General features: G+C 33.2%; 27 protein-coding genes. 1 reads left to right on the top strand and 26 read right to left on the bottom strand.

Annotated features, from left to right (window positions below):
• Nucleotide 1 precedes the first annotated feature (1 nt).
• The 9 genes from BUA73_RS03080 to BUA73_RS03120 form a co-directional block, all read right to left on the bottom strand.
• Nucleotides 2-520 (bottom strand): stage III sporulation protein AB, encoded by a 519-nt coding sequence (locus tag BUA73_RS03080; RefSeq protein WP_072902242.1) that lies wholly within the window; start codon nucleotides 518-520, stop codon nucleotides 2-4.
• Entirely contained in the window at nucleotides 517-1,440 is a 924-nt protein-coding gene (gene spoIIIAA / locus BUA73_RS03085; protein WP_072902244.1) for a stage III sporulation protein AA, read from the bottom strand. Before spoIIIAA ends, BUA73_RS03080 begins: the two co-directional genes overlap by 4 nt.
• 173 nt (nucleotides 1,441-1,613) lie before the next feature.
• Nucleotides 1,614-2,174, bottom strand: a complete 561-nt coding sequence (gene efp / locus BUA73_RS03090; RefSeq protein ID WP_072902247.1) for an elongation factor P — start codon at nucleotides 2,172-2,174, stop codon at nucleotides 1,614-1,616.
• A gap of 189 nt (nucleotides 2,175-2,363) precedes the next feature.
• Nucleotides 2,364-2,771 (bottom strand): hypothetical protein, encoded by a 408-nt coding sequence (locus BUA73_RS03095; protein ID WP_072902250.1) that lies wholly within the window; start codon nucleotides 2,769-2,771, stop codon nucleotides 2,364-2,366.
• Nucleotides 2,762-3,196 carry a hypothetical protein gene (locus BUA73_RS03100; RefSeq protein ID WP_072902252.1) on the bottom strand — a complete coding sequence of 145 codons (435 nt, stop codon included), beginning with the start codon at nucleotides 3,194-3,196 and terminating at the stop codon, nucleotides 2,762-2,764. Before BUA73_RS03100 ends, BUA73_RS03095 begins: the two co-directional genes overlap by 10 nt.
• The gene (locus tag BUA73_RS03105; protein ID WP_072902255.1) at nucleotides 3,171-3,614 is read right to left on the bottom strand and encodes a type II secretion system protein; all 444 of its coding nucleotides are present in this window, start codon (nucleotides 3,612-3,614) and stop codon (nucleotides 3,171-3,173) included. The genes BUA73_RS03100 and BUA73_RS03105 overlap by 26 nt, the downstream gene beginning before the upstream one ends.
• Nucleotides 3,598-4,032: a hypothetical protein gene (locus BUA73_RS03110; RefSeq protein WP_072902256.1), complete on the bottom strand. Its 435-nt coding sequence runs from the start codon at nucleotides 4,030-4,032 to the stop codon at nucleotides 3,598-3,600. The genes BUA73_RS03105 and BUA73_RS03110 overlap by 17 nt, the downstream gene beginning before the upstream one ends.
• The gene (locus tag BUA73_RS03115; RefSeq protein ID WP_072902259.1) at nucleotides 4,029-5,063 is read right to left on the bottom strand and encodes a type II secretion system F family protein; all 1,035 of its coding nucleotides are present in this window, start codon (nucleotides 5,061-5,063) and stop codon (nucleotides 4,029-4,031) included. Before BUA73_RS03115 ends, BUA73_RS03110 begins: the two co-directional genes overlap by 4 nt.
• A complete protein-coding gene (locus BUA73_RS03120; RefSeq protein ID WP_072902261.1) occupies nucleotides 5,060-6,529 on the bottom strand; it encodes a GspE/PulE family protein in 1,470 nt (489 codons plus the stop codon). The genes BUA73_RS03115 and BUA73_RS03120 overlap by 4 nt, the downstream gene beginning before the upstream one ends.
• Nucleotides 6,530-6,765: 236 nt before the next feature.
• Between BUA73_RS03120 and BUA73_RS03125 the strand changes: the two genes are divergently transcribed.
• Nucleotides 6,766-8,493: an Rqc2 family fibronectin-binding protein gene (locus BUA73_RS03125; protein ID WP_072902263.1), complete on the top strand. Its 1,728-nt coding sequence runs from the start codon at nucleotides 6,766-6,768 to the stop codon at nucleotides 8,491-8,493.
• Between the two features lie 43 nt (nucleotides 8,494-8,536).
• Here the strand turns inward: BUA73_RS03125 and BUA73_RS03130 are convergent, their stop codons facing one another.
• From BUA73_RS03130 to BUA73_RS03210, 17 genes are all read right to left on the bottom strand, one after another.
• Nucleotides 8,537-9,835, bottom strand: a complete 1,299-nt coding sequence (locus BUA73_RS03130; RefSeq protein WP_072902265.1) for a solute carrier family 23 protein — start codon at nucleotides 9,833-9,835, stop codon at nucleotides 8,537-8,539.
• Between the two features lie 49 nt (nucleotides 9,836-9,884).
• Nucleotides 9,885-10,421: a bifunctional pyr operon transcriptional regulator/uracil phosphoribosyltransferase PyrR gene (pyrR, locus tag BUA73_RS03135; protein WP_072902267.1), complete on the bottom strand. Its 537-nt coding sequence runs from the start codon at nucleotides 10,419-10,421 to the stop codon at nucleotides 9,885-9,887.
• A gap of 16 nt (nucleotides 10,422-10,437) precedes the next feature.
• Entirely contained in the window at nucleotides 10,438-11,340 is a 903-nt protein-coding gene (locus tag BUA73_RS03140) for an RluA family pseudouridine synthase (RefSeq protein WP_072902270.1), read from the bottom strand.
• The gene (lspA, locus tag BUA73_RS03145) at nucleotides 11,315-11,788 is read right to left on the bottom strand and encodes a signal peptidase II (RefSeq protein ID WP_072902272.1); all 474 of its coding nucleotides are present in this window, start codon (nucleotides 11,786-11,788) and stop codon (nucleotides 11,315-11,317) included. Before lspA ends, BUA73_RS03140 begins: the two co-directional genes overlap by 26 nt.
• Before the next feature lie 18 nt (nucleotides 11,789-11,806).
• Nucleotides 11,807-12,499: a 5'-methylthioadenosine/adenosylhomocysteine nucleosidase gene (locus tag BUA73_RS03150; RefSeq protein WP_072902274.1), complete on the bottom strand. Its 693-nt coding sequence runs from the start codon at nucleotides 12,497-12,499 to the stop codon at nucleotides 11,807-11,809.
• 86 nt (nucleotides 12,500-12,585) lie between these two features.
• Complete coding sequence (locus BUA73_RS03155) at nucleotides 12,586-13,299, bottom strand: DivIVA domain-containing protein (protein WP_072902276.1); 714 nt, start codon at nucleotides 13,297-13,299, stop codon at nucleotides 12,586-12,588.
• 22 nt (nucleotides 13,300-13,321) lie between these two features.
• The gene (locus tag BUA73_RS03160; RefSeq protein WP_072902278.1) at nucleotides 13,322-14,098 is read right to left on the bottom strand and encodes a YlmH/Sll1252 family protein; all 777 of its coding nucleotides are present in this window, start codon (nucleotides 14,096-14,098) and stop codon (nucleotides 13,322-13,324) included.
• 43 nt (nucleotides 14,099-14,141) lie between these two features.
• Nucleotides 14,142-14,645: a cell division protein SepF gene (locus BUA73_RS03165; RefSeq protein ID WP_072902280.1), complete on the bottom strand. Its 504-nt coding sequence runs from the start codon at nucleotides 14,643-14,645 to the stop codon at nucleotides 14,142-14,144.
• 12 nt (nucleotides 14,646-14,657) lie between these two features.
• On the bottom strand, nucleotides 14,658-15,326 hold the full coding sequence (locus BUA73_RS03170) for a YggS family pyridoxal phosphate-dependent enzyme (RefSeq protein WP_072902282.1): 669 nt from the start codon (nucleotides 15,324-15,326) through the stop codon (nucleotides 14,658-14,660).
• An 89-nt stretch (nucleotides 15,327-15,415) separates the two neighbouring features.
• Nucleotides 15,416-16,132: a DUF881 domain-containing protein gene (locus BUA73_RS03175; RefSeq protein ID WP_072902284.1), complete on the bottom strand. Its 717-nt coding sequence runs from the start codon at nucleotides 16,130-16,132 to the stop codon at nucleotides 15,416-15,418.
• 20 nt (nucleotides 16,133-16,152) lie between these two features.
• Nucleotides 16,153-16,497 (bottom strand): small basic family protein, encoded by a 345-nt coding sequence (locus tag BUA73_RS03180; RefSeq protein ID WP_072902286.1) that lies wholly within the window; start codon nucleotides 16,495-16,497, stop codon nucleotides 16,153-16,155.
• A 1-nt stretch (nucleotide 16,498) separates the two neighbouring features.
• Entirely contained in the window at nucleotides 16,499-17,224 is a 726-nt protein-coding gene (locus tag BUA73_RS03185) for a DUF881 domain-containing protein (protein WP_072902289.1), read from the bottom strand.
• 11 nt (nucleotides 17,225-17,235) lie between these two features.
• Nucleotides 17,236-18,015, bottom strand: a complete 780-nt coding sequence (locus BUA73_RS03190) for a cell division protein FtsQ/DivIB (RefSeq protein ID WP_072902291.1) — start codon at nucleotides 18,013-18,015, stop codon at nucleotides 17,236-17,238.
• Nucleotides 18,016-18,160: 145 nt separating this feature from the next.
• Nucleotides 18,161-19,267 carry a putative lipid II flippase FtsW gene (gene ftsW, locus BUA73_RS03195; RefSeq protein WP_072902294.1) on the bottom strand — a complete coding sequence of 369 codons (1,107 nt, stop codon included), beginning with the start codon at nucleotides 19,265-19,267 and terminating at the stop codon, nucleotides 18,161-18,163.
• A gap of 20 nt (nucleotides 19,268-19,287) precedes the next feature.
• Nucleotides 19,288-20,241, bottom strand: coding sequence for a phospho-N-acetylmuramoyl-pentapeptide-transferase (gene mraY / locus BUA73_RS03200; protein ID WP_072902296.1), 954 nt, complete (start codon nucleotides 20,239-20,241; stop codon nucleotides 19,288-19,290).
• Between the two features lie 23 nt (nucleotides 20,242-20,264).
• Nucleotides 20,265-21,638, bottom strand: coding sequence for a UDP-N-acetylmuramoyl-tripeptide--D-alanyl-D-alanine ligase (locus BUA73_RS03205; RefSeq protein WP_072902298.1), 1,374 nt, complete (start codon nucleotides 21,636-21,638; stop codon nucleotides 20,265-20,267).
• Nucleotide 21,639: 1 nt separating this feature from the next.
• Complete coding sequence (locus BUA73_RS03210) at nucleotides 21,640-23,097, bottom strand: UDP-N-acetylmuramoyl-L-alanyl-D-glutamate--2,6-diaminopimelate ligase (protein ID WP_072902299.1); 1,458 nt, start codon at nucleotides 23,095-23,097, stop codon at nucleotides 21,640-21,642.
• Nucleotides 23,098-23,180 lie beyond the last annotated feature (83 nt).

Consider the following 23,180-nt stretch of genomic DNA (forward strand, 5'->3'; position numbering starts at 1 on the left):
ATTATATTAGTAATATGCAAATTGTTAAGCCAAAAGTAACACCAAGAACTGTATACATTTTGCTCATCTTTATTTCGTTTTTCTTTGATTCCTCTAGATTTTCATCCACCATGTTTTTTGCCATAATAAATTCATTTTTATGAGATTCAATATCCCATTTACCAAGAACTTTACCTAAATCCATTATTATTTCTAAATCTTTATTTTCCAAATGAGTATTGAATTTATTTTTACTAGCAGCATCATTAAGAGCGTTGTATACATCAAAGATATCCCCATTTATAAGACTCTTACCCGCTGTTTGAAATATTTTACCTACCCCTTCACCAATGTTTTCGCCAATTTTTAAAAATATATAGGGAACCTCAGTGTATAGATACATTATTTCACTTTCTAAAATGTGAATAGCTTTCTGCAATTGCAATAGCTCTTTTCGCCTATTTTTCAATGAACAGGACTTTATAATCCCAATATACGAACAGCCAAATAAAATCATTAATGCTCCTAGAAGTTTAATCACTTTATTACCTCCATTCTCTGATTTTTTCCAAAATCATATACGTATGCGACTTTCCCCATTTTGAATTTATTGTCTAGAATAATGGCTCTTTTAAAAACTTTATTTTCTAAAAGCTCCTTAAATACATATCGCTGATACAAATCCTCCATGCTATTCCCATGAATGGTGGTAATTATACTAACACCGCTATTAAGAGCCATAAGTATGCTCTTTACGTCTTCTACAGTGCCTATTTCATCGCATATGACAACCTCAGGAGACATACTCCTTATGCACATCATAATGCCTTGACTCTTAGGGCAATTGTCCATTATATCGGTCCTAATCCCAACCTCCATTTGAGGAACACCCTTGTAGCATGCAGCTATCTCGCTTCTCTCATCTATAATAGACACACTCTTGCCCGTAAAATTTGTATTTTTCATTCCATTAGATATATTCCTGCATATATCTCTTAAAAGAGTGGTTTTCCCACATCTAGGAGGAGATATTATTATGGTGTTGTGTATAGAATTTTCATGGCAAATCAACTCCATGATTTTATCTGAGCACCCCTTAACCTCCTTGCTTATTCTAATATTTATAGAGGCTATGTGCTTTATAGTTTTAATTTTGTTATTTTCCATGACGCATACCCCACATATACCTATCCTATGTCCACCGCACACCGTAATATATCCTTGTCTTATTTCTTCTTCAAAGGCATACATGGAGTAATTGCTTATTCTCTTCAAAATGAAATCAATATCCTTCTTTGAACATATGTATGGACAAATGCATTCTAGATTATTTCTAACGTATATTAACTTCCTATTGCATTTTATCCTTATTTCTTCTACACTCTCTATTTTTAAATTACCCGAAAAAAACTTTCTTATATCCTCAGGCAGAATTTCAATGATATAACTTAAACTTTCCATTTTCTCCTCCTAACAAGTTAATATTATCTTTATAGATAACTTATACATCCTGTTAATAAAAATAATATTTATCTTTTCCCAAATTTATTACTGAAACTTTATATATTTTAAAGAAGAAAAATCGCGAAAAAAAAAGTGCAAACAATGTTTGCACTTTTAAAATAAAATTTGTATTACTGAACTCTTTCCATGTACTCGCCAGTTCTTGTATCTATTCTTATTGTTTCACCTTCATTTACAAACAAAGGTACCTTTACGATAGCTCCAGTTTCAACTGTTGCTGGCTTCATAACGTTAGTTGCAGTATTTCCCTTTGCACCTGGTTCACACTCAGTTATAAGAAGTTCAACGAAGTTAGGAGCTTCCACTGAAAATGCTTCTCCCTTGAAAAACTTTATAACAGCATTCATATTTTCTTTTAAGAATTTTATAGCGTTTTCAACTTTTTCATAGTTTAAAGGAACCTGTTCGTAAGTTTCCTGATCCATGAAATAATACAACTCTCCATCATTGTATAAGTATTGCATTTCTTTTCTTTCAACTACAGCTTCCTGAAGCTTTGCTGTTGGGTTGTATGTTGTTTCTACAACTCCTCCAGTTATAACGTTTTTCTTAGTTACCCTTACAAAAGCTGCCCCCTTACCTGGTTTTACGTGAAGGAAATCTACTATTGTAAATACCTGTCCATCTTCTTCGAAAGTAGTTCCTTTTCTTAACTCTCCTGCTGATATCATGAATATCCCTCCAAAATGCGTTTTGTTATTTTATTAATGAACATATATTATCTTTAGCTAATAAATTTTCTATGTTCTAAACAATGTTAAGGTCACATTACCCGACAGTATAAATTTTACTACAATTAACGTGCAAATACAAATAGTTTATTGCATTCTCTTTAAATATTTTCTTCAAAATCATAGATTTTATTCATTAATTTCCTTAGCTTCTATGTAATTATCATAATATATTACATTATATTTCTTATGTCTGTACAAAATATTGTTAGAGTAATAACTTATTTCAGCTACGTTGCCCTGCCCGTGAATAGAAATATAAGAAACATCATCTATGTAAATGTTGCTATTAAAATCTACACTTTTATTATTTCTGCAACATAAGTATTCATTGTGTAGCATATGAAATAAACGCTGCTTTGCCGATGCTATCTCTATTTCCTTTAGTGAAGCCTTAGAATTTATTTTTACATAACATTGTTGATTTTGCTGAAAGCTCATTATGTTTGTTAGACAAAGTAAAATAAAAAGCATGCATATCGACGTAAAAACCATTATACTGCCATTCTTTTTTTTATTTTTTTTAATTATATGCATTTTAAATATTTTTCTCCTATATCCGTCTCAATAAAAATATAAACCAAAAAATCTCCATATTTATTCACTGTAAAAGTTTTAATGTTATTCATGCTTATAGTGTTGGTGCCTATATTCCCACCTATATCGGCAAACTTTGTCACAACCTGAATTCTTTTGTTTTTTAAAAATATCTCCTTCTTTTTGCCTGCATCTTCATATATCACAATTTTTTTAAACTCCAAAATATCATACCCATTGCCTTGGCTTATAATACTTTCAATAAAAGTCAAAGTGTCATTTATAGACATTTTTTCTTTGTGTTTTATGGAAAACTCCCTGTATTCTCTGCATTCCATCACAAATAGGATATAAACATTGCTTACAATGATCATAAATATAAACATGGCAATTATGGCCTCAACTAGTATGAATCCTTTCTTCATAAACCCTTCCTTTCGCAAAAGTAAACATATTTTCTAATTTATCATCATAGAATAATTTAACTTCAACAATAATGCACTGTTCCTCTCTTATGCCAATAGATATATACTGTTTTTCACAAGGGCTATGGGTATACTCATTCAATTTCATAACAGGTATTTTATAAATTGTATTGTCATCTAAAGGAGTATATATTATTTCATCCTTATAGATTAGCAACTCATCATAAGCATACCTGTTCAAAAAAGTTTTTAAAATACAATTTTGCAGATTTGACTCCACTGTTTCCCTTTGAAGCAAAATACGCTGCTTTATAATGTATGTTTTCAAAATAAAAAGTGACGAGGAAAACAGAGAGAAGATTGCCAAGGACACAATTACTTCCACAAAGGAAAAACCTTTTCTACTCCTCATTGACATAATTTGTATACACCCCCACACTGAGCTTCTTTTCTTCTTTACCTCTCACAAAATATATACTACCTGCGTTTTTTATATAGCCAGTATTGTCAATATTTATTCTGCTGAGTTCAAAGGTTATCTTTCTTATCTCTACATCATCTAAAATCTGCAACTTTTTTTCGCAATGAACACCTATGTAAAACTTCATCTGCCTTGTGTCGCTATCAAAAATAATGTATCCACTTTTACATTTTTCTCTGCAAATATTCTTTCCAATTATTATAAAATCTCTACATTGCATTACAGATTTTGACAAAGTCATATTTTTTTCTGATTCAATTATGGATCTACATAAAATAAAGCTTGTGTTGCAAAAAGTACACATTATAAAAATATATACTAAAAGTTCAACTAAACATATACCTGGTTTTTTCATTTTAAATTTCCCATGCTTTCCATCACCGGACACATAACCGAATATATAAGGAAAAATATCATAATTCCTAGCAAAATAATAAGTGCTGGCTGTAATATATTAATTGCTTTTTTAAAACTTTCATTAAACCTATCCTTTTGAATCTTATAGGAATTGTATAGACTTTGTTCTAACTGGGCAGTATCTTCTCCCACACATATAATATCTATAGCTATGCAAGGGAATATTTCCATACTGCTCAAAGCCCTATGAAAAGGCTCACCACTCTTTATGTATTTTAAACCTCGTAAAATTTTGTGCTTTAAAATACTATCTTTTTCATTCTTCATCATAATTTCTAGGCAGTTGTTAATGTGGACACCATTATCCAAAAGAACATACATAAAATATGTATATTTCATACTGCATACACTATGGTAAACCCACTTTACCAACAGAACTTTATTCATGATGAAATACAAGCCCCTTTTAAACTTGAAATAACACACGATGAATATAAAAAAAATAAACATTATCACTGAAATAACATACCTCCAATACTTTCTTATCCACTGATTTATAGTAAGAAGTGAATTCATGTATTTGTTATTGTCTATATTACAGCTGCTGAGGCTATTGTTCATCATTGGAGCAAAATAAAGAACCACTCCTAAAAACAACAGTATTCCAAGGACAACTACAAATAAGGGGTATGCTAAGGTAGCCCAAAGAGATTTATTTCTTTTCTTCTTCTCCTCATAGTACTCCACCAAACTTTTGAGTACACTGCATAACTGACCTGACTCTTCCCCTATTTTTATTAATTGAATCACATATTGGGGAAAATAAAGGCTTTTTTCAAAGGACTCTCCCATGGAATAACCTTTGTCCATGTTAGCTTTTATGCTTTTTACAGCCTTTAAAGTTCTTCCCTTACAAAGCTTGCGATTAATCATCATTTCTAAAACCTTTGGAAGGTTGTAACCACACTTAAGATACATATACATATTTCTATTTAATCTAATTATCTCATCAATTTTTAGTTCCTTCATAATACCACCTTATACACTTCTTCCAAAGAAGTTATTCCGCTTTTTATATATTGCTTACACATGCTTTGAAGGGTAATAAACCCGTTATCTATGCAGAACTTTCTAAAGCCCGATAAATCCTTATTTTCGCTTATATACTGTTTGCATTTATCATCCATAATCAATATCTCATATATTATACTTCTCCCCATATAACCAGTGAAATTGCACTTTTCACAGCCCTTGCCTCTGTAAAGCTTAGTGCCTTCTTCAACAAACTCGTAGCAATCACCATACTGATTTACGTATTCCTCTCTGCAATGGGGGCAAATTTTTCTCACAAGTCGTTGGGACACTATATAAGATAAGGCATCTAACAAAATATATTTTTCAATATTCATATCCAGAAGCCTAGTTATAACACTGGTAGCATCGTAGGTGTGGATGGTTGACAGTACAAGGTGGCCCGTTATGGCGGCTCTTAAAGCTATTTTTGCTGTTTCTTCGTCCCTAATCTCCCCTATCATTATTACGTCTGGATCTTGACGGAGTACACTTTTTAAAGCCTCCTTGAATCCCATATTAGCCTTTTCATTTAAACTTACTTGAGTTATGCCACTTATCTTGTACTCTATAGGGTCTTCGATGGTTATTATATTCTTTTCCTTTTTATTCATCAAATTTATTATAGCTTTTAATGTAGTGCTTTTCCCGCTGCTAGTAGGTCCTGACACTAAAAAAATACCATTGCTTTTAAAAGCTAAATTTTTCAAAACCTCAGCGTGGTTCTTGAATCCTAAATCTTGAAGATTTATCTGTTTTTCAGGGTTCAATATTCTGATGACTAATTTCTCTCTATACATGCTAGGCAAAGTAGATGTCCTCATGTTGTAAACTTGATTTTTGAAATTAAAATTCATGTTCCCATCTTGAGGCACAAGTTTTTTTGATATATCCATGGAAGACTCCAATTTTACAATGGAAAGTATTTTGTCATATACTGGCAGTGGAAACTTGAAAAAGCAGTTTAGCACTCCGTCCATCCTAAATCTCACATAACACATGGAGCTTTCCCCTTCAAAGTGGACATCGCTACTTTTATTTTCAATGGCAGAATTAATAATATGGCGCATTATGCTTCTCGTCAAATCATGGCTCTGATTTTTCCCCATTATTTCTGTATTGTATTTTTGTATACAGTAACAAAATTCCGAATATAGTATATATGTCATATGTACTTTTAACTTGCTGATTTTCTCTATATTATTCAAAGTCTTTTCCCTTAACTTCTTATAGCTCAATACATATACATAATTTTCATCGTAATTTACTGCTACGAAACCTTCATTGCACATATAAGCTATAGAAAAAAGACTTAATATCACCATATTATTGAATCCTGTTTCAATACTGTATTCATGATAATTTTTTTCTTTTAAAACTTTATTCTGACTATAGCACATAATGGTTTCTAAAAAATTATTCACGCAATCACTTCCCTATGAGAATTGTAAGGTTATTCTCAATATTTTTATTCTATCTATAATATATACCCATTATTACTTTATTTATACACATTAAAAGGATTAAACTGGCAATCACTATATGATATATATATAATTCAGGTGATTTGATATGAAATTTTAGATATAGTATAATTAAATATACTGTTATGATGAACATAGATATATATAGACTACACACTTAGAAAGGAAGTAACGCAATGTCACTAGATGGTTTGTTTTTAAAAAGTGTCGAAATGGAATTAAGAGAACTATTAGTCAACTGCCGAATAGATAAGATCAATCAACCAGAAAAGGATGAAATAATCCTAAGCTTTAATAAAAATAAGAAGAATTATAAATTGTTGATTAGCTCTAACTCCACTTACGGAAGGATACATATAACAAATGAAATAAGAGAGAATCCTTCAAAAGCTCCTATGTTTTGCATGATTCTTAGAAAATACTTATCGGGAGCTAGAATTGTATCCGTAGACCAATTGAATATGGATAGAATCATAATTATAAAATTTGAAAATACAGATGAGTTGGGCTTTAACAGCACTTATTCTCTTATAGTTGAGATCATGAACCGCCATAGCAATATTACCCTTGTGAGAGATAGGGATAATATAATAATGGATTGCATAAAGCATGTAGGCTCAAATGTAAACACCTACAGGGTTCTGTACTCAGGCGCAGAATATGTATATCCACCTGAAAGCTCCAAGGAAAATATTCTTACTGTTATGGACTCAACTGTTGAAAAACTCATTGAAGAAAATGATTTATGCCAAGATTTCTTTTCAAATTGTTTTCAAGGCATAAGCAAAAAAACTTCTCGTTTCCTTTATGAAAATTTTCTCAATATCTTTAAAGGCATAATTGATAAGAACAACATTAAAACATTTATACATCACCTAGTCCAAATCATATTAGATAGAGACTTCACCTTCTTTATCTACAACAACAACAATGTTCCTGACTTTAGCTGTATTGACTTTAAGGGTAACAACGATGTTGAAAGAAAAACCTTTAGCAGCGCCTCTAGTCTCTTGGAAGCTTACTACAATGAAAAAGATAAAAGAGACAGATTAAACACCAGGAGCTCGGACTTACAGCGTATTGTTCAAACAAATATTGAACGCTGCGAAAAAAAATTACATATCTTTAATGAAACTTTAAAGGAATGTGAAAAAAAAGATGACTTTAAGCTTAAGGGCGAATTGTTAACAGCCAACATCTATAAACTTCAAAGCGGCATATCCTCTATTTCCCTAGAAAACTATTACGATGAAACTTTGCCCCTTTTGGATATTGCTCTTGATAAAAGCAAAACTCCTGCAGAAAATATACAAATGTACTACAAAAAATACACAAAACTAAAAAAATCTGAAGAGATGTCTATCATAAATATTGCCACCTGTGAGGATGAGATAACATACCTTAGTTCCGTACTGAACTCAATACTTCAAGTTGAAAACTACGTTGAGATTGAAGATATAAGAGCTGAACTGATGGAATCAGGTTATATAAAGTTTAGCAAGAAAAAAGATAAGTCAAAAAAAACCTCAAAGCCCTACCATTATATATTTAAAGATGGTTCTAGTATTTTCGTAGGTAAAAATAACATACAAAATGATCACCTAACATTGAAATTTGCTGGGAAGAACGATATTTGGATGCACACAAAAAACATCCCTGGATCCCACGTCATAATACAGACTTCTAATAATACCTATCCGTCAGAAGAGCTTTTAGATACCGCTGCAAGCCTTGCTGCTTATTATAGCAAAGGTAGAAACTCGTCAAAGGTTCCTGTGGATTATACGGAGGTAAAGAACGTTAAAAAGCCAAAGGGTGCGAAACCAGGTATGGTGATTTACGTTACCAACAAAACCATTTTAGCGTCACCAAGGGAGCCCTTGTCCATGGATCTAAAAGAATAGAAAAAAGATGTCATAGCTCAATTGCTATGACATCTTTTTTTGTCTATGACTCTGATTTACTCTTTTCAGGAAGTAGCAAATTCAAGAATATACCCACAAGAGTGGCCAAGGCTACCTGTGCTATTTCAATGCTAGTTCCGTTTGGAAGAGGAATTGAAATGTTTGCACCTCCAACGCCTAGTACGATTATTACAGAAGCAATGATAAGATTTCTTTTCATTCCAAAATCAATTTTGTTTTCAATATAAACTCTAAATCCAGATGAGGCGATAATTCCAAACAACAGTATGCTGACTCCGCCCATGACTGGCAAAGGTATATTGGTTAGTATGGCAGTTACTTTTCCGATCATGGATAATACTATAGCAATAATAGCAGCGCCCCCAATGACCCATACGCTGTATATTTTTGTTATGGCCATAACTCCAATGTTTTCACCATAAGTAGTATTAGGTGGTGCACCTACAAGTCCTGCAAAACAAGTTGCGATTCCATCGCCTAATATGGACCTATGAAGTCCAGGTTCCTTTGTGAAATCTCTTCCAATTATATTATTAGTAACGTATACATGTCCAATGTGTTCAGCTAAAGTTACAAAAGCCACTGGAAGCATTAATATTATAGCACCCCAACTTAAGCTTGGAAGTGTAAACTTAGGCATAGCAAACCATGGTGCATTTGAGATTTCTTTAATATGTTCTTGAGGTATAGCCCCTATTACAAGTGCTATTATGTATCCTGAAACCATGGCAATAAGTATAGGAATTACGCCAAGGAATCCTTTAAAAAACATAGATCCTATTATACCAATGCCTAAAGTTGACAGAGATACAATAAGCCATTTATACCTAGGAATCTCCACTAAAATCTGAGAAATATTATCCTTATTAAGATATGATGGATTCAACCCCGCCCAATTTATGGCTACATTTGCAAGTGATAATCCTATAACTATAATTACAGATCCTACTACTATGGGTGATAGGGTTTTGTTCAACCAATCTATACCCACTAATTTTATAATACCAGCTACTACAACGTATACCAGTCCAGCAGCCACAATGCCGCTTAACATACCACTTACACCATATGCACTGCTAGCTATTTGCATGGGAACTACAAAGGCAAAGGATGAGCCCACATAAGCTGGTAACTTTGCTTTTGTGCAAAGTATGTATAAAAGTGTTCCTACACCACTGCCAAACAAAGCCATAGAAGGACTTAACCCCGTAAGCATTGGTACTAGTATTGTTGCACCAATCATAGCAAAAAGGTGCTGAAAGCTGAGGGCAATTGTTTTCCCCATTGGTAGCCTTTCTTCAACATCAACAAAATCTTTCATTTTTTAACACTTCCTTATATTAAATTCTATAAAATAAAATTGATACACACTAGTTATTACAGATTTTTATAGAGTCCACTTCATCTAATTCTTTCAATTCTACAGAAATAACTTCCTTATGTGAAGTTGGTATATTTTTACCTACAAAATCTGCTCTAATAGGCAATTCCCTATGTCCTCTATCTACTAAAACAGCCAATTGAATCATCTTTGGCCTGCCCTCATCTATTATAGCATCCATGGCAGCCCTCACTGATCGACCTGTGTACATTACATCGTCAATTAAAATTACGATTTTATCTTTTACGATGACTCCTAGACTTTCCGTTGCGATGTTTGCCTTTTCCCTTAGTTCTAGGCGGTCATCTCTGTAATATGTTATGTCCACTGAACCAACTGGAAGGCTAACGTTCTCTATGCTCTCAATGATTTGTGATATTCTACGAGCCAAGGGTACTCCTCTTGTTTTTATACCTATGAGCACTATGTTTTCCACACCTTTATTTTTCTCTATTATTTCATGGGCAATTCTAGTAAGAGTTCTGTTTATGCCTTTTTCATCTAATATTTCAGCCTTCAACTGCATATTATCACACCTTTCATTAGCTTATTTTTCTCAACAACTCTTTAAAGTATTCAGGTATTTCACTGCTAAACTCCATGTATTCCCCTGTTTTAGGATGAATAAAACCTAGAACCATGGCGTGAAGAACCTGACCTTCAAGCTTAAACTTCTGTTTTTTGAATCCGTATAGCGGATCTCCCACAATGGGGTGGCCTATACTTGCCATATGCACTCTTATCTGATGTGTTCTCCCTGTCTCCAGTCTACATTGAACCAATGTGTAGTTGTCAAAAGTCTCCATAACCGTTACGTGAGTTACAGCTTCTCTTCCCTCACTGTCAATGGCCTTTTTTAGCCTGTTTTTCTTATCTCTTCCTATGGGTTTGTCTATTGTTATACTATTTTCCTTTATAACTCCTTCACATAAGGCTACATAAATCCTTTTCATAGAATGCTGCCGCAATTGTTCAGAAAGCTTAATATGGGCATAGTCATTTTTAGCCACCACTAAGATGCCAGAGGTATCTTTATCGATTCTGTGCACAATACCAGGCCTGTTGTCCCCATTTATCGTTGATAGGCTTTCACAATGATTTAGTAACCCATTGACTAGTGTTCCTGACTCACTACCTGGTGCTGGATGAACTACCATGTTTTGAGGTTTGTTCACCACTAGAATGTCCTCATCTTCATATAGTATGCAAAGTTCTATGTCCTCTTTAATTAAATTCCCTTGCTTTTCTTCACCATGCTCGACTTCCACTTGGTCAAAAGTTTTTACTTTATAATTGCTTTTAGTTTTTTTTCCGTTGACAAGTACCATACCCTCTGCAATGATTTTTTGATAATGACTTCTGGATTTTTCACCATCCTCTTGAAAAAGGTATACATCTAATCTTGTGTCTTCGGATTCCTTATCTACTATGAGTCTCTTTATCATTAAATCCACCCTTTAAAATAAATAATATCATTAAAAATTCCCCAACTGTCACGCATATGTCCGCCACGTTGAAAGTTGGAAAATAGTATAGGTCTTTATAGTGAAAGCATATAAAATCAACCACATATCTATAGTAAATCCTATCTATGAGGTTTCCCACAGCTCCAGTTGCTATAAGTGCCAAACTACAATACATCAATTTACTCTTCTTAGCATACTTGTAAAGATAAATACCACCAAAGATCAAACTCAACACAGCAATTATGGCAAGTAGCACTTGTTTGTTTTGCATTATCCCAAAGGCAGCCCCTCTGTTCTCTAGGTATTCAAACTTAAAGAAGTCTTTGTGCACAATAATCTCCTGAAGCTTTAAAGTATCAATTGCCCATAGCTTAGTAACCCTATCTATTACTATACCAGCGAAAAATATTACAGCGAAAAGTATCATTTTTATACCTCATAATTATTATATTTTTTCTAACATACCTTTAATGATAGCAACCGAATTTCTAACAGCAATAACTTTGAATTTTTCGTACTCAAGATGAGTATCATTTAGAGCATTGTCTGATATGGATCTTATAACAACAAAAGGTATCTTATTTAAAAAGGATACATGGGCAATACTAGCTCCCTCCATTTCGCAAGCATAAGCATTAAAATTAGAGTTTAGCCAAGAAAGCTTTTCCTTTGTAGCCACAAATTGATCTCCAGACACAATTATGCCTTCATACACATTGTAGCCCTTTAATTCTTGTGATACCTGTTTTGCTAGATTTACTAATTTGTCGTCACTAGGAAAGGAATATGTATTCAATCTTGGAATCTGTCCTATCTTATATTGGAAAAAGCTAGCATCAAAATCGTGCTGTATAAGCTCTTTTCCTATTATAATATCACCTGGAACTATTGATTCCATAGCTCCTCCCGCGATGCCCACATTTATTATGGCATCAACTTGAAAGTTATCAGCCAATATCTGTGTGCAAATGGCCGCATTGACTTTTCCAATACCACAAGTAACAACTACAACCTCCTTGTTAAACAACTTCCCACTATTAAAAGTCATCTGAGCCTTTTCAGTAACGGTTTCCACATTCATATTTGATATTAAGCTCTCTGTTTCTTCATTCATAGCACCTATTATTCCAATTCGCATAAGTCAAATCCTCCTTAAAAATATTGTTCCATAATAGTATACTATGATTTTACCTCAATATCAAAATAAACTCACTAAAAGTGAGTTTATTTACTGTTATTTAAAAGACCTACCTCTAAAGGTGATGTGCTCTTGATACTGGATAGGTCAATGTTGTTTTTTGTGAGAAAATCGTTAAAATTCTCTTGTATGCTCACGGATTCATCATCTACAAACTCATCAAATATCAAAGGATTTCCCACGGGCATTTTAACTGGGGATGGCTTACCTTGTAGCGAAGTCTTTTGTTCTTCCTTTTCACTAGCTGTGCTTACTTGTTGATTTATATTTAATTCGTTGCATTGTTTCTTAAAACCGTCGTCAAGAGTTTCAAACATATCCATCTGACTATTCATAAAGTTTCTAAATACAACCTTAAATTTTTCAAATTCTTGTTTTAATCTCTCATATTCTTGATTTATCTTAATAACATCATTATTGGCATTTTGAACTATTATTCTTGCATTATCTCGAGCTTCTTGTAAAATTCCGTCAGCTTCTTTTCTCGCTGCTTGCTTTACTTGCTCTGCTGCACCTTGAGCTAGCACAAGGGTATTTTGAATTGTCTCTTCTATTCTTTTATAATTTTCAACTTTTTCTTCATAGTTACTTATTTTTTCTTTGTACAATGAATTTTCTTTATACAGCTCATCATACGTATCTGCAACATCATTTAAAAAGTCATTCACATCGTCAATGTCATATCCTCTAAAGCTTTTTTTGAAATCTTTGCTATCTATATCCATTGAAGTAATTCTCATGACAGTTACCTCCTTAGTATAATCATACAAACTTATGAAACAAAACCTTTATTCTATCTTTTTGTGTTTTTCCAATTATATCTGCGATCTTATATTTTCCATAGCCTCTTACTGTTATAATATCACCCATATCCACTAAACGTTCTTTTCTGTGTTCTCCTATATAATTTACGAGAACGTTACCTTTATCTAAATATTGCACTGCCACGGCTCTTGATTTGTTAATAATGGAGGAAAGAACACAATCTATCCTCATAGACGTTATAATTGCATTTATTTTTTCAAACTCTGGCCTTGGTATATCCTCGTCGTGGACTTCAAGGATGCTTATATCGCAAGGACTGTTGCTTATCTTGTTGAGATTGTCCTTGATATACTGAGAAAATTCCTTCATAACTGGAACGTAGGCACAATCATGCTTTACAATCAAATCAGCAAATTTCTCTCTTTTTATATCTAAGGACATAAGCGCACCTAAGTAATCCCTGTGACACAACTGGCTAAATTTAGATTTATTTGTTATCTTCAATATATGAATAGGAAGTTCTATGGAAATGATATTATCTTCAGAAAGAACGCACAGTTTTCTCTCACATCCCTCATAGAACTCCCATATGTTTATTATTATTCCTTCATAATCAGCTGCCTTACGCAGTCCCTCATATAAGTCCGGAGTTAAAAACTCACCTATTACTATGTCCTTGCCACTTTTAGATGTCAAATTAAATTTATCGTAGAGATACTGAATCCTATCCAGATTTCCATTGACAAAAAACTTTTGAAAGCTACTCTTATCCATATTCACGTCCTTACAATTTAATACTAATAATCCACATAGTATATTAATTCATAAAGTTGAAAACACCCTTGCCTTGAATCTCTTTTTTCAAAGTATTGGACACATCAACGTTAGATGGTAAGAACATGTATATACCCTTGTCGATTTCTCTTATTTGAACGTTCAAAACATAAGTTGCTCCACCAACAAAATCAAGCAATCTCTGAGCTATTTTGCTATCTAAAGAATTAGTGTTTACAACAACTATCTTATTATCCTTTAAATTATCGCATATGCCAGCAGTTTCATCAAATTCAAAAGGCCTAACGATAACTACCTTTTGCTTTTCGTCCATTGATTCCATGTTTGATTTTACTGGAAGCTTTACAACTCTACTATCTTTTCTAGAAGATCTACTTGAAGACTTTAAATCATCTTCCTTTTTAAAATCAGCTATTTTATCCTCTATACTAGTTGATTCTTCAAATTCATTTTCTTCCATTTCATCATCATATGAATCATTTAAACAAAATGCGTCCATTACCTTACTTATAATTTTGTTTGCCATTATTAATTCCTCCTATATCTTTACGTTGTACTCCCTTTCTCCGAAGATCTTTTGACCAACCCTTACCATATTACTTCCTTCCTCAATTGCCCACTCATAATCGTTGCTCATGCCCATGGATAATATTTCCAAGGAAATATTATCTTGATTTAGGGATACAGCCTTTGAAAATATCTGTTTTGCTTGTTTAAAAAAGCATTTACATTGAATTTCTTCACCCTTAGGTATCACAATCATAATCCCTCTAATACAAATGTGATGAAAAGCTCTGCACTGTTCTAGAAAACTGGTGATTTCCTCTGGATATATTCCATGCTTTGCCTCTTCACGACCAAGGTTTATCTGTACTAAACAGTTAAGCATGACTTCCTTTTTTGAACACCACTTTTCCACTTCTCTTGCCAGTTCCAAGCTATCCAAGGACTGAAGAAGGAAAATTTTATCTACAATATACTTTACTTTATTTTTTTGTAAAGTACCAACAAAGTGCCACCTTATATCCTTCGGTAGCTGGTCATACTTTTTTAAAAACTCCTGAACCTTGTTCTCACCAAAATCCATTTGGCCTGAATCATAGGCTTCCTGAATAAGCATAGCAGGTTTTGTTTTAGATACACATACAAGAGTTGTGTCTTTACCTAGTGTGGATTTTATCTCCTGTAGTCTTTGAGAAATACTCACATCATTACCTCCCTGAATTCTTATCATATAAAAAGTATACCTACATATATATATTCTTCATTCAGCGCATAATCCCTTTAAAAAATTAACTATTTTTTAATTTTTCCGTGTTTAAAATTATAGTCCCCAGCATAGGCAGGTATCTCCACCTCTTCACTTTCAGATATACTAATTTGCATCTCCCTTATATCCAATATTTTCATGTGAGATTCATCACTAAGTATGTAGTCTTTTAAGCTAGAAGGATTTCCTATTACGTCTATATAGAATGGTGCCACCATCTTTGCACCATCTATTTCTATATACACGCCTCCACAAGTTGTATAAGAGTTTGGCATAACCCTATTGCCATTTATAGAGATAGCCTCAGCTCCAGCAATTCTCAAATCGTTTATTAAATATAAAAGATCTGTATCGTGTATGTTATTACTTCCAAAGTAGTCATCTTCTATACCAAAACTCTTTGCATCATTTAATGTGATGTGCAAACCTTTTCCCACAAGGGCTTCGTGGCCTAAATACACTTCATTTAGTCTTACCTCATCATTTATTTGGGATTCAATATTCTCTAAGTTGTATGAATTAGACTCATATTTTGATAGCTTTTCTATAGCTTCATCATACTCTTTTTTTAAATCTCTTATATTTTTGCTTAAAGCGTTTCTTCTATTGTATTCTTCGTTAAATTCATCCACACTTAGGAAGATAGAGTCATTGGAAGAGGAAAATTTTATATTCATGGAAATCAGTATGCCTACAACAATAGAGGCTATAAAAACAAATATAGTAGCTTCATTCTTCTTCATTTATCTACCTCAATACATTCTTAATTTTTCTTTTCCGATATCTTCTCAAGAAGTCTTCTTCTTATGCTAGCAAAATTATTTAAAATTCTTCCTCCAAACACAATGACAGCTGCAAGATATATTGGAAGGCTTAATTTATCACCAAGATAAACAAGAACCGATGATATAGCTGCATTTCCAAGGAATCCAGATATGAAAATGTCTTCCCTAAAGGTTCCAGTCATTTTTGCACGTATAGCCCCAAAAATGGAGTCGATACAGGCAAATATTGCTACAGAGATATAAGGAGCAAATTTTACCGGAATATTGATTTGCCAAACAATACCTATTAAAACGCCAATAATAATTCCCACAAAAGCTACCATTTTATTTCTCCTTTTCTATAGATTTAGCATATTTAAACTTCATATCCTGTGATGTGTCCTTTCCAATGACCACGTCATCTCTAAGTTCCCAGGAAACATCAAAATTATTTTTTATATTTTCTGGAATGGTACCTGGAAAATTAATAGCACTTTCTAAATCCTTTTTCTTGCCTATAGCTTTTATTACTATCTTACTTTTGGGATATATCTTACTGCTATTGATTCTAATAGAATCTGCGGTTTTTCTGATCCCCGTAGTGGCATTTAACCTTATATCATTAATAGAGATAACCTCTCCACCTATTGCATACAATTCATTTACTATGTTTAGAAGTTCCATGTGGTCTACAGCAGCATCTGCGTTTCCAGTGCCAAAGAGTGCTTTTTTAGGTTCTATAGTCAACAATATACCTTCGCCCTGAACGTCCATGTATCCATTTAAAAGCTTTAAATTCTGTAATTCCGATACTAGCGCCTTAGTATCATGATTTCTGTCCGCCAAGGAATTTTCGTAAATATTGATTTTCTCCATAAGCTCTTTTAACTTCTTTTCATACTCTTTTTTTTGGGTTTCCATCTCCTGATTTTGCTTTATAATTTCCGCTTTAGCTATGTTATCCTTGGAATCCACATCAAATAAATAACTCATTTTTATCTGGTAGGTCACAAGAAAACCTAAAATACCAAAGATGACGATTATCAATACTTTAGAAAAAAATTTGTTCAAATCTATACCCCCTAATCTACGTTTACCACTGAACTGCTTTTAAAACTCACATCAATATACCCTGTTTTTTCTGATATATTGTGGGCTTCAATTATATTTATGGCTTGATTCAGTTTTTCTTTCATATTGTATTCCGTTCCTAATTTTATGGTTAAGTTGTTAAAAAAAACATTTATGTTTGTTATTTCCCCTATATCTATCTTTGAAAATTTAATATTAGATTTATTTGCCTTGCACAGCTCGTGAAACTCTTTTAAAACCTTTTGTTGTCTCTTGCTAAACCCTACCTCAGTCTCTGAAAAAACTTGATTTCCAAACCCCGTGACCTCAATTAGGGACTTATTGTTTAACTGTTCACTTCTCTCTAATATTATACCATCATAATCTATAATATAAAGCTTATCATTGTTAATAAAATAACTAGCCCTTCTCTCCTTTACAGATATGTTTATTTTATTTGGAAGGATTTTTTTTACCTCAACATCTTCCACGTATTGATTTTCCTTTAGTCTTTCTTCAATTTTTTGCTTTCTTAGTAGAAAAATATTTTGTCCTAAATATTTGTTGTATATGGTAGATGCCTGATCTTGAGATAGGTTTTTATTGCCTAAAAGCTTAAACTCCGTCACATTAAAATACGGTAATTTCACTGCTAGAGTGCATAAAACACATAATAGAATAATAATTATTATAATGCCTCGTCTTCTTCTAATTCTTTTTTTTCTTTTTTTTATAAGCTCATCTTTATTTTTTATAATGTATTCCGCTGAATATTTTCCTTTATTATTCATGGTTTAACCTCATTTTTAATCTTATACTACTTTAATATTATACTTATATGATACCATTGTAAATAATAAATTTCATCTTAATATTTCTTAACAAATTATTAACAATAAAATAAAAAAAGGATTAAATCCTTTTTTTATTTTACAATTATTTGTTTTGCCTTGTTATATTTAGGAGCACTCCCATGGCTAGCATGTTAAACACAAGGGAAGAACCTCCATAGCTTATAAAGGGAAGAGGAACACCCGTAACAGGCATAGCTCCTGAAATTACCGCTATATTAATTATAGCCTGTACTCCAACCACTGATGTTATTCCCACAGCTAAAACATGGCCGTATATATCTTTAGCTTTGCTAGCAGTCATTATTCCTCTCCAAATAAAAACAATATAAAGAAATACTATAAGCAAACAACCTATAAGTCCTAGCTCTTCACCTATAATAGGGAGAATGAAATCATTGTGAGGTTCAGGTATAAAGAAACACTTTTGCCTTGACATACCAAAACCCGTTCCAAAAATTCCTCCAGCTCCCAAAGCAAGAAGAGATTGGACCAACTGATAACCTTCTTTTTGCTGTTTAGCCCATGGATTTAAAAAACTTGTAGCTCTATCCAATCTGTATTCAGAGGTCACTATTAAAAGGACACCAGCTGCTATTCCACATATTAAATACAAGCCTAAATGAGACTTTTTAGTTCCAGTGGAAAACAGTACTATAAATACTACAAACATAATTACACAGGCTATACTCATATTGGGTTCTAGAAGAATTAGCCCTGCAAACAAACCACCTACCATAAGATACCATGTAGTCCACCTAAAAAAGTTATTGGAAAGTATATTTCTTTCCTCCATACTCTTTGCCAATATAAACACCACCATATACTTTGCAATTTCAGATGGCTGAATAGTGGAAAATCCTAAGTTGATCCATCGCCTTGCACCTTTTATAGGTGTAGATCCAAGTACGAGGATCAGCAATACAAAGGTTACTACCGTGCCTATTTTTGTAATTTTCTTCAGAGCATGATAATCTAACCTCATAGTTATTATCATACCAAGTGTACCTATACAAGCCCATAAAAGCTGTTTTTTCAAAAAGAACATGGAGTCGTATTTATAATCTTTTGAGAAAAATGATATGTAGGAGCTTGCACTATATACCATAACAACCCCTATAGTGACAAGTGCCATTATTACTATAAACATGACAAAATCGATTTTACCTAACTTATTCTTCTCCTTATTCATTAATTACCCTCCTAAAATTACTATAAGGATAAAACCAGAAAACTTACAAGACATAGTACTACTGTAATTATTGAAAATATGACTACTACTCGAGTTTCATGCCATCCACACAATTCAAAATGATGATGTAATGGTGCCATTTTAAATACCCTTTTGCCTGTACTTTTAAAGGAAATAACCTGTATTATTACCGATAAAGTTTCCATCAATGGAATACCTGCAACTATTATTACGATAAGAGGATTTTTTAGCATCATGGCTACAGTTGCAATAAATCCACCCAATGCTATGGATCCCATGTCTCCCATGAATACCTTAGCTGGGTAGGCGTTGTATTTTAAAAATCCTAATAAAGCCCCTACCAGTACAGCACATGTTATTGAAAGGTCCAAGTAATTCATAACATAAGACAAAACAGCAAAAAATGTTATTATAAGCAAAGATATTGAAGTAGCTAGTCCATCAAGACCGTCTGTAAGGTTTACAGCATTTGTCACTGCTGTGAAGAAAAATATCATGGCTGGCATGTAAAACCATCCTAAATCCCAGCTTACATTTAAAAAAGGTATTATTATTTCTGTACCTATTCTCACATACCCAAAATAAGACATACCACTTGCCACTATAATTAAAAGTAGCATTTTCTGTCTAGGTTTCAAGCCCTCATTTTTCTTGTGAACCATTTTTAAGTAATCATCTATAAAACCTATGGATGAAAATAATATAAGACCCATCAGTGGAGCAACAACCTGACTTGTGTATACCCTTCTAAAAGCAAATAAAGTTATTATGGATGCTAAAATAAATATAAATCCTCCCATAGCAGGAGTCCCAGATTTAACCCTATGACTTTTAGGACCTTCTACTCGTATGTTTTGTCCCATTTTTAGTCTTCGAAGAATTGGTATAATAATGGGACCTAAGGCTATTGCCACTATAAAGCTAATTAAAATAAAAAATACAACTGAATTCATACTTATCCCTCACTTTTGTTACTTTACATAATTTTAGCTACTATATTTTCAAATTTCATGGATCTGGAGGCTTTAACAAGAACAGCATCGCCCTTTTCCTTTATGGAATTATAGTAGGATGCCAATTCCTCATTTGTCTTAAAACATTTAACTTTTCCCCCGTTGAAACCTTCCACGAACGCTTCACTGAACTCGCTATTGACAAGGAGCACATCTATTCCTTTGTCTTTAGCGTATACAGCCACCTCTTTATGTAGCTGGTAAGAGTTATCACCTAATTCTCTCATAGTACCCAGTATGCAAATTTTCCTCTTTCCATTAAGTACATTTAAATAATCTATACCCGCTCTTACTGAATCAGGACTGGCATTGTATGAATCATTTACTATTCTAATATTAGAGGATTCTATAAGCTCTAATCTCATGGAAGTGCTTTCGATGTTTTGAAAGCCTTTCTGTATTTCCTCAAACTCTAGACCCATTTCCCTTGCAACAGCAATGGCAAGCTGTGAGTTTAACACATTGTGCTCTCCAGGAGTGCTTAAAGCTATATGGGCTGTTTTCCCCGTTCTTTTCTCTAATATATCGTATTCTATACCACTCTCATTATTAATTATATCCTGCACATCATAAATAAATTCGCTATTTTTTACATTGTAGCCTATTTTTTTAACTAGAAATTTACTGCTTTTCACCGTAGAAAGATAATCATTGTCACCGTTTACAATTAAAACATTTTTTTCATCAAAAAAATCTGTTATCTCCATTTTTGCTTTTAGTATATTTTCTCTAGTTTTCAGATTTTCAAGATGTGATACACCCACATTGGTTATAACGGCTATTTCAGGGTTTGCAACGTATGAAAGCTGATGAATCTCATTTAAATTGCTCATTCCCATTTCCAACACTGCCACGTCATAACTGCTGTCCATGGAAAGTATCATAAGCGGAAGACCTATGTCATTATTGAAATTTCCTTTAGTTTTAAACACTTTGTATTTTCCGCTAAGAGCTGCTGCCATAAGATCTTTTGTGGAAGTTTTCCCTGTAGAACCAGTTATGCCTACCACTTTAATTTTAAGCTTCTCTCTGTAGTATTTAGCTAAAGCCTTCAAGGCTTCTCTTGAGCTATCAACTAAGATCACGGTGCTAGAGGAATTACTCAAATTATCTTCATCTTCTAGATGATCTACAATACAAAGAGATGCTCCCTTTTCTATAGCTTGCTGAACATACAAATTTCCATCAAAGTTTTCACCCTTTAGTGCTAAAAATACATCACCACTTTTTATGGTTCTTGTATCTGTATTTATATTATAAAAAGGACCCTCACTTTTTTTTCTGAGAATTTTCCCATTTATAGCTTCATTTATTTCATAAAGACTAAGTGCTTCCACGTTAAAACAGCTCCTTTACTATTTCTTCTACAATTTCATGCTCATCGAAGTGTATCTTCCCTGTTTTTAAAACCTGATAGTCCTCATGACCCTTGCCGGCAATTACAATAACATCGCCTTTTTTTGCTTCCACTATTGATTTCTTAATGGCTTCTCTTCTATTCTCTTCTACCACATAATTACTTCTTTCTACGCCCTTTAGAATATCTCTTATAATCTCCATAGGCTCCTCTGTTCTTGGGTTATCTGATGTTATGACACAAAAATCACATATATCAGTTCCTATTTTACCCATAATAGGACGTTTAGTCTTATCCCTATCTCCACCACAACCGAAAACTCCTATTAGCCTTCCCTCAGTGAACTCTTTGCATGTTTTAAGTATCTTTTCAAGTCCATCCGGAGTATGGGCGTAATCTAAAATAACGTGAAAGCCCAATCTATCTGTGCATTGCATTATTTCACATCTTCCAATTACCACTACATCACCCATAGCCTTTTTTACTACGTCCACATTTATTTTCTCTTCCATGCAAGTTGCTATAGCTTCTAAAGAATTGTAAATATTGTATTTACCTGAAATAGATATACTCATAGGATAAGAATCGACGTAGCTTACCAATGTATAATCTATTTTTCTAGGCTCAATATTGTAGTTTTCAGCTTTATAATGGTAATCTCCTTCTATTCCGTATGTAATCACCGATTTGCAAGACTTACTTATCTGGTCAATTAATCGTCTGCCATACTCATCGTCGCCATTTATTATACATGTATCGCTCATGGTAAACAGTTTGAATTTTGCCTTATAATATTCCTCAAAGGTTTTATGGAAATCTAAATGGTCTCTTGTCAAATTAGTGAATATACCATATTTAAAATTAATGCCGAAGACCTTATCCCAGTATAGAGAATGGGATGATACCTCCATGACACAGTATTCACAACCTTCATCTACCATTTTCCTGAAAAGTTTATGAAGCTCGAAAGATTCCGGAGTTGTAGAGGAAGCTTCCATTCTTTCGCTTCCGATGTAATTGGCCACAGTACCAAGAAGCCCTACCTTATACCCTGCCTCCTCTAGTACTCTTTTTATCATAAAAGCAGAGGTAGTCTTTCCGTTGGTCCCGGTAATTCCTATTATCTTCAATTTTTCATGGGCTCTATTAAAATAATTAGAAGAACAAAGGGCAAAGGCTTTTCTAGTGTGCTGAACCTTAATTACAGTAATCCCTTCCTGATTTAAGTTCACACTCTCACTGACCACAATAGCAGAAGCTCCATTTTTTATAGCCACAGAGATGAAGTCATGGCCATCGCTAGTAACACCTGGCAGTGCAAAAAAAACATCTCCTTTACATACTTTTCTACTGTCATATTCTAATTTTTCTATTCTAACACTAGTACTTCCCTGAATCAATTCATATTCCATATCACATAGAATTTTTTCTAATATCATATCCTTTAGCTGAAATTGCTTCAGCTAAACACCACCTTTCCGTAATTCTATTCTACTTAAAAATTCGGCAGAAAAGTTTTCTG

Source organism: Hathewaya proteolytica DSM 3090 (assembly GCF_900142225.1).
In the GTDB taxonomy this organism is placed as follows: domain Bacteria; phylum Bacillota; class Clostridia; order Clostridiales; family Clostridiaceae; genus Hathewaya; species Hathewaya proteolytica.